The organism is Hominimerdicola alba (assembly GCF_900112155.1).
Lineage (GTDB): Bacteria > Bacillota > Clostridia > Oscillospirales > Ruminococcaceae > Hominimerdicola > Hominimerdicola alba_D.
The window spans coordinates 1-7292 of the sequence record NZ_FOKQ01000076.1; the positions used below are offsets into that span (position 1 = coordinate 1).

9 protein-coding genes and 1 pseudogene are annotated in these 7292 nt (G+C 37.5%); all 10 read right to left on the reverse strand.

Annotation, left to right across the window (positions count from 1 at the left end):
- Positions 1 to 232 (reverse strand): annotated as a pseudogene (locus BM265_RS18985) (IS110 family transposase); the annotation flags it as partial.
- Between the two features lie 217 nt (positions 233 to 449).
- Positions 450 to 1097, reverse strand: a complete 648-nt coding sequence (locus tag BM265_RS18990; protein WP_074963491.1) for an immunoglobulin-like domain-containing protein — start codon at positions 1095 to 1097, stop codon at positions 450 to 452.
- A 50-nt stretch (positions 1098 to 1147) separates the two neighbouring features.
- Complete coding sequence (locus tag BM265_RS18995) at positions 1148 to 2713, reverse strand: lactonase family protein (RefSeq protein ID WP_074963492.1); 1566 nt, start codon at positions 2711 to 2713, stop codon at positions 1148 to 1150.
- Between the two features lie 32 nt (positions 2714 to 2745).
- Positions 2746 to 2901 (reverse strand): AgrD family cyclic lactone autoinducer peptide, encoded by a 156-nt coding sequence (locus BM265_RS19000; RefSeq protein ID WP_081358532.1) that lies wholly within the window; start codon positions 2899 to 2901, stop codon positions 2746 to 2748.
- 33 nt (positions 2902 to 2934) lie between these two features.
- Positions 2935 to 3348, reverse strand: coding sequence for an accessory gene regulator B family protein (locus BM265_RS19005; protein WP_074963493.1), 414 nt, complete (start codon positions 3346 to 3348; stop codon positions 2935 to 2937).
- Between the two features lie 158 nt (positions 3349 to 3506).
- Complete coding sequence (locus BM265_RS21155; protein WP_074963494.1) at positions 3507 to 3821, reverse strand: GHKL domain-containing protein; 315 nt, start codon at positions 3819 to 3821, stop codon at positions 3507 to 3509.
- Between the two features lie 155 nt (positions 3822 to 3976).
- Positions 3977 to 4885, reverse strand: a complete 909-nt coding sequence (locus BM265_RS19015) for a helix-turn-helix transcriptional regulator (RefSeq protein WP_177219649.1) — start codon at positions 4883 to 4885, stop codon at positions 3977 to 3979.
- Between the two features lie 210 nt (positions 4886 to 5095).
- Entirely contained in the window at positions 5096 to 5821 is a 726-nt protein-coding gene (locus BM265_RS19020; RefSeq protein ID WP_074963496.1) for a hypothetical protein, read from the reverse strand.
- On the reverse strand, positions 5814 to 6467 hold the full coding sequence (locus BM265_RS19025) for an ABC transporter ATP-binding protein (RefSeq protein ID WP_074963499.1): 654 nt from the start codon (positions 6465 to 6467) through the stop codon (positions 5814 to 5816). Before BM265_RS19025 ends, BM265_RS19020 begins: the two co-directional genes overlap by 8 nt.
- Positions 6468 to 6481: 14 nt before the next feature.
- Positions 6482 to 6841, reverse strand: coding sequence for a hypothetical protein (locus BM265_RS20485; RefSeq protein WP_207647021.1), 360 nt, complete (start codon positions 6839 to 6841; stop codon positions 6482 to 6484).
- Positions 6842 to 7292: the final 451 nt, after the last annotated feature.

Here is a 7292-nt window from a genome sequence, read left to right on the forward strand (position 1 = left end):
CCATAGCCGGCATAACGGTTTCTTTTCCGCTCTTTTCCATGATCCCGGTGATCCATTCAAAAAAGCCTGCGAATCCTTCTGCGTCATTTGTGAACACATAGGCCTTCTTTGAATACTCCATCCCTCTCCAGTCAAATGCTCTGGCATAGTGCTTTTCGCTGCCTACATCGATCCCGACAATTATTTTTTCTTCTCCTACTTGCAAAATCTTTTCATTTTGTGTATAATACATATAGAGGACACCTTTCTGTAGTTTGTATTACTAACTTTCGCATCGTCAGTATTTACATTCTACACTGAGGTGTTCTTTTTTGCAACCCCTTGATTTGTTTGGTTACAGGAAGCTCCTTTTGGGTAATAGACTACCTCAAGCATAAACATATTTGAGGTAGTCTATACGAAGTGAATGACCATAATACTTGTTGCTTACAATTACACTTTGAATAGTATTAGTTCTCGATATTAAAATATCCGTAAAATCCAGATGCGAAATTCACCCTATACTCTCCAACAGAATAGGAATACTGTTCTGGATTTAGTTGAATATAATCCAAAGTGATTGTTTCTGAAGGCTTTATTACAATACCTTCATCATCAGTTGGCGGATTATTAACTACAATCCATTTACCATTATCATTCTTTTCAATAGAGTAATGATGCCCACCTTTATATTCAATATTTGATGTATTGGTAACTTTGATTGAGCAGAATTTGGGAATTGATGTGATGCTAATAGTATTATTTTTTATTTCAACGTTTAGCGTTACTTGCTCAGTCGGTGATTTACTATAGCTCTCACTTTCGTTGTTATAGTCAAGAATGGGGTCTTCATTAGCAGGGCTTATATCAGCACTTGAATTATTGAAATTATGTTCGTTATAAATCTCATAAATCGATTTGAAATTATCAGGAAACCAATATATATCGATACTCTTATATGTATTTTCTGGTGAGATTAAAACATTCCATTTTATAATTTTGTATGCTAATGCTGTATATGTTTTTGTTCCTCCGTCTTTATATGTACCTGTTGGGATTGGTATAAAACAAGCAATCAGAGTAATTACTAATACAATTATTATTTTTTTACGTGTCATGAAAATCACCTCAAAGTTTAAAAGAAAAAGCTTTGTGACAAAGAACTGAATTAATTGACTGTACAGATATCTTCATAGTCAATGTATTTGTTTGTATTGAGATTAATGCAGATCACATCTTGATATACAATGCCATCAGAACTCTCATAATCTGAATATATTAGTTTTATTGGCTCAACCAAATTATTGCGCTTCATATAAACAGTATATTCCTTTGTTGACACTCTTTTATTAAAAAGAATATCTGATGACATTATGTTATCTCTTATGTTTACTTTAGGTTCGGATAAGCTCATTGAAGAAGCCTTGATTACTTCATCTTTAGAAATACTATTTACAGTTTTTCTATATGAACCGTCATTAAGAACATCAATAAAGTCATTTGTTAAACATCCATTTATAGTCTTATAATACCTCTTTCCTAATCCCTTTAAATCAACTGTAAAATAATCAAACGAAGAGATAAAACTGTCAAAATCTTCCTTGTTAGTGCAAACCATTCCCTCTGGAACCGATGATAAACCGGCAGATTTAGGATTCACATTCGGATATGATACCAGTGTATTTCCGTTTCCTAATACTTGCCAACCAGAGTAGCTACCTTCCCATGGCCAAAGAAATACGCTTCCAGCTGAGGCTGCGGCAGCAGATACTGTCATGGTATTGCCTAATTCAAGGAAAAATTGATCAGTCCATTTTTTTGCAGCGGGTATATCTGTTATTGTATTCCAACCAATGGCTGATTGAGCACCAAGATTTATGGACTTTTGTGCAATAGATACTCTTGAACCTGTCCCATCAGGATCTAAAGAAGAGTTGCAGGCCGACCAAACAGCAACTTTTGTATTTGACATACTGGTAAAATACGATGAAGTATCGTACATCCAATCGTATCCGCCAGAGCTATTCATAAATAGAATGGAACCTCCACCATAACCTCCGTGACCCGAAAAAAATACCACTTCACTATTAATTCTTTTAAATGTTGAAGCGATTGTAGCATTAAGATGCGAGGCAGGTTTGTTTTCATGAACACCAACAGCATACCCCATACTTCTTAGCCAACTATACGGAGTGGATGAATCGGGAGTAGTATCAATATCACCAGAGCCATAATTAAAAGTATAAATCTGTGCTCGCTGATCTCTAACTTGTATAGTATAATTACCCGTTCCAGATGTGCTATTATAATGCCTTACAGTAATGGTTGTTGTTTTACCTGCTTGTTGAAAAAAACCAATAGCAAAGTTGGTACCTTCGCCTGAGTCATCGTCTTGTGCTGAAGGGAATATAGTACCTTGATTTCCAGAAACAGTGCCGTATGTATCAGTAGTTCCGAAAGTTTCTACAGTAAAAAGTCCTGAATAAGATGGCGTAAATGTAAATGTATGGAGTGAACCAGCAGAAAGTGTTTTTGAGTATACAGTATCCTTTGTCATAGCCAGTGCTGTTCCCTTATCGTACATTGACTCTTGAATTTCAGAATAAGTACCTTCTTGCACTTCCTCAGCGTTACAAATTGTTGAGAAAGCTGGAAATGCCGACAGTGTAGATGCTCCTGTAGCAAAACAGAGTATGCCTGCAATAGCAAGTTTACATTTCTTATAAATTTTCATCTTTTTCTCCCTCCTGTTATATGATATTGAAATCACTTGTTGTTTACGAGATTCCTCAGTTTCTCCGGCTCGATATGCTGTGCAAACCAATGATAGCAAGCGCTTGGAACAGATGTGGTAGCTACCACCAGCGCAAGAGCCGCCAGTGCCGTAGAAGCCTTCTTTGCGATGCTCATCAGCTTTTTCATTACATATCCCTCCTTTCAAACAGCTCAGATAAGTCAGGCTCCGGGTGCTGATAGCAGTATTCCGCTTGATACATAAAGGCTTATTTTTCGATATTGGAGTACAAGCAGTGCGATCACAGCAGCGGAAAATGCAACGGCAAGTATAATACTTCGTTTCCTCAGCTTGATGCCCTTTTCCTCTGACATCGGTTTATTCGGATGCGGAACGGGAGCAATACAGAAAATGACAGGCAAAGCTGTCGCTATGAAGCTAATGCTGAATATCTGAGCAATCTGTACACTTACATTGCAAATGCCGTAAGAGAAAGCCAGCATCACCATGACAAGCGTGAACATACAGCTCAGATGACTGTTAGCATGATACCCACCCACAAACTTTCTCAACCCCATAAATACGGCTATGAATACAACAACCGCAGGCAGCGTATGGGAGATCAGCAGCTCCATTCCATATGCATAGATTACCTCTTTGGATTCTTCCGTTATGTTCTGAATCACTTCCTGCAAAAATCATAGCACACGCTGGCGATTTTTTCAATAGGTTTTACACAAAAGTGTCGCAAAGTGTACTGAAATGTCGCTTTCTTGTACCGAAAGTCAGATGATTAAATCAGCAAACAATTGCGAACCATAATGTTCAGCTTAAAAATGCCGTCCTCATAATCGAAACTTACCAACCCTCCCAATCTGTCAACAGAGGATTTGATACTTTTTATCCCTATGCCGTTAAGCCCTTGTTCTTTCTTTGTTGATGTTAAAGCAGATATATCTACCTTATCTGATGTGTTTGTAATGACAATAAATAGCTTCTCTCGTTCTTCCGTTAGGCTTATCCAAATATGCTTATGTGGAACATCAGCCCTTTGACAGCCATCTATTGCGTTATCAAGAGCGTTTCCTATGATACGGCAAAGTTCCAATTCATCAGCCTTGATGCGCCCCTTATCCGTTACGGCAGCGAACCTCCTATTTCCAACGGGATCATTCGATCAGCGAAGTCCCAACTTCCTTCGTTCTGCCTATCCATAACTGGGCGTCGGCGCAGCTCATTTATCATCGTTTTTTACTTGTTACTTTATTTTTGCGACTCGACGGCATTGGTCAGCATTTTAATATAGTTTTCCTTCACGTCAATAGGTGCTGTTATTATTACTTCGCCTCTGAATTGAAACACCCATGCAAAAAATGTTGAGCTTGGCTTAACGAAAATCTGTGCAGAAAATCTATCCTCATTAAGCTGTTTGGTTTCAACGTCTTCACCGAAACGGTCGATAACGTTGATCAAATACTTATTATCCGCTTCGATAACTACCTTTTTCTCAGGGATATCACCGTCATACATTTTTAAAACTTTGCGGCTGTACTCGGATGGCACGAACTCGTGATCTTTAAATGCCTGCTCGTCGATAATACCAACATTCCTCATTCTGTCTATTCTAAATGGGATTATACCTTTCTTTTCTTCAGAATACGATGGTACATAGTACCTGTCATCATTCCAAAGCAGAGCTTGAGGTGATACGACGTACTTCTTTCCCTCATGCCGAAGTATTTCTTCTTTTGTTGGGAGATAGTCCACATACTGAAAGCTGATCTTTTTCCTTTCATTTATAGCTGTGTTTACCGTATCTATTGTCAGGAATATCCCAGTACTTTCTGTCTTGATCCTGTCCGATGATACAGAGCTGTTTATCAGAGATTGTCTGTCGTGCTTACAAGCAAGCTGCGAAAGTTTTTCTATGAGTGCCTCACTCTTTTCCGCTGTAATAAAGCGAGAGCTTGAGACTGCATCGATCAGTGTTTTGATTTCAGCTGATTCGAACAGGCGCATTCCTATGTAAAAAGCCTTAAATTTGCCAACATGATCGATAATAACGTCCACGCTCTGTTCTTGAAGGACGGCTATATCATCTCGTAAAGTATTGCGATTAGCCTTGTAGCCATTATCCTCACAAATCTTCATGAGTTCTTCAGCTGTAACCATATGCTGTTCATCCGTATGCTCAGTCAGATAGTGTTCGAGAAAAAGAATTCTTGCTTTTGTGTTTGACTCAGACATTATGTATCTCAACTCCATTCGACACTGAGAGTTTACGCTTAAGTTCATATCATACTATCGCTTCACACGAAGTAAATAACTGGAATGAAATGATATGCTATAAACATTGAATAAGTTTTCCAATACTATACATCATTATGAAATACCGTATTTATCCAGTATAGCCTTTTTGTTTTTATAAAGATTATCTAAATTTTCTTGTTTGATACAGAAAAACTCATTATCACAGTGTTTTATATATATATTCTTATCAAAAGCATTTTCAAGAGGAGTGCTTTCTGTGCTTTCAAGATCAAGCCAGCATATCTGATTTGGAAATGTACCGTAATGCCTTGATAGGCCCATCTGCTTTGTCATGCAGACGACCAGATACCTGTGATCGGGCAGCATCACGTTTGCTCCATCAAGATCAAACTTAAACAGTCTTTCATTTATATCGTGATTTTCCTGACCACTACTTTTTCTCATTCTCATTTGCGACGATGTTTCATACTTTATTCCACCACCGCTCACAAGTTTTATACTGCTTCCTGTTTTAGGATAGCTTCCGACTATGTTTTTTTCCACGGTAACATACTGTTCTGCAGCCTCATTTGAAAATGTGTATTTATCCTGTGCTTTACATATAAATACTGCATATTCATAGCTTTCATCAAAAAGCTTTCTGTTGCCGTTAAATGCTTCAAAGCAGCCTTTGGTGTTGTTGTCTGCACATTCTATGGAGTTTATTTTCAGCTTTTGTATCTCGCTGATATGGTCGGCAGAAGTTATCTTACTTATGTCGGCTTTTGAATGCGCCATTATTCCGCAGACAAAGGCAATAACTATAATAACTATCTGTAAAACTACAAATCTACGCATTTGTGTCCTCCTTCAAGAATCTGCATTTTCCTTTGTCCATAATATAGATCTCATCACAAATACCGTTTATATCCGATCTGTTGTGACTTGCTATAAGTACGATACAGCCTCGGTCTTTTTCTTCTTTTATTATCCTATGTATATCATTTACCCCGTCCTCATCAAGTGCATTTGTCGGTTCATCAAGAATAAGCACATCGGGGGATTCCATTATTGCTTGTGCAAGCACGATACGCTGACGCATACCCAGTGAATATTTACGAACAGTTCTTTTGTCCTCCGGGTCAAGCCCTACTTTTCTTATCGATGCCTTTATTTCCTCATCGGAAATAGTTTTATTTATTCCTGCGAGAAGCTGTAAATTCTTCAGACCTGTAAATTCGGGATACAGCCCAATATTTTCAATAACGACTCCGAGCTTAGGGATAACGGAAATATCTTTTCCAAGTATCTGTGAATTATATTTTACGCAGCCGTTTGTGGGCTTGATAAGTCCGCATAACGCACGGAAAAGCATGGTTTTACCCGAACCGTTATAACCTACAAAACCATAGATCTTTCCGCTTTGAAATTTCAAGTCGATATTATCCAGTATAACTGCACCTTTTATTATCTTTGTATAGTTATTTATTTCAAGAGTATTCATTTTTTCCTCCCTGATCATATTATCTGTTCTGCATTAACAAGCCCAAGCTCCTTGTTTTTTATAATCAATAATCCTACCACTGTTATTATCACGGCAACGGAAAGTTCAATCGAAAGTTTAATAACAAATTCATTTGCTGTAGAAGATAACGTTATAACACAATTGCCGAGCAAATTATATCTTCCAAATATAGTACTTGATTTCAACAAAAGTATAGACATAATATGAAAAACAGAAGAAATAACTACGGATATTATACTTCCTGTAAAAATCGCTGCTATATTTGCCGCTAATGTTAATATGAAGCAGTAAAGGCAAAATATCGAATATTCACATAGTATCGGTGTTATCTGTACATTTTCGGATATTTTCATTGTCATCAGATAATTGATAAAACAAGCAACAAAGCTTACTACCATACACTTTACAAACAGCATCAAGACTCTTTTCAGATACCATTTTGAACGCGATGCACGTCTTGTAAAATAATAAGTAGCACTAACGGTCAGTTCTGAGGAAATATCCTGTCCAGCAAATAGAGCTTCCTGTAACCAAACAAATCAAGGGGTTGCAAAAAAGAACACCTCAGTGTAGAATGTAAATACTGACGATGCGAAAGTTAGTAATACAAACTACAGAAAGGTGTCCTCTATATGTATTATACACAAAATGAAAAGATTTTGCAAGTAGGAGAAGAAAAAATAATTGTCGGGATCGATGTAGGCAGCGAAAAGCACTATGCCAAAGCATTTGACTGGAGAGGGATGGAGTATTCAAAGAAGGCCTATGTGTTCACAAATGACGCAGAAGGATTCGCAGGCTTTT

Bases quoted from the DNA above. Each gene is read 5' to 3' on its own strand.
- BM265_RS18990 (WP_074963491.1), bottom strand. From the start codon at position 1,097: ATGACACGTAAAAAAATAATAATTGTATTAGTAATTACTCTGATTGCT.
- BM265_RS18995 (WP_074963492.1), bottom strand. From the start codon at position 2,713: ATGAAAATTTATAAGAAATGTAAACTTGCTATTGCAGGCATACTCTGT.
- BM265_RS19000 (WP_081358532.1), bottom strand. From the start codon at position 2,901: ATGAAAAAGCTGATGAGCATCGCAAAGAAGGCTTCTACGGCACTGGCG.
- BM265_RS19005 (WP_074963493.1), bottom strand. From the start codon at position 3,348: ATGGAGCTGCTGATCTCCCATACGCTGCCTGCGGTTGTTGTATTCATA.
- BM265_RS19015 (WP_177219649.1), bottom strand. From the start codon at position 4,885: ATGGTTACAGCTGAAGAACTCATGAAGATTTGTGAGGATAATGGCTAC.
- BM265_RS19020 (WP_074963496.1), bottom strand. From the start codon at position 5,821: ATGCGTAGATTTGTAGTTTTACAGATAGTTATTATAGTTATTGCCTTT.
- BM265_RS19025 (WP_074963499.1), bottom strand. From the start codon at position 6,467: ATGAATACTCTTGAAATAAATAACTATACAAAGATAATAAAAGGTGCA.
- BM265_RS20485 (WP_207647021.1), bottom strand. From the start codon at position 6,841: ATGAAAATATCCGAAAATGTACAGATAACACCGATACTATGTGAATAT.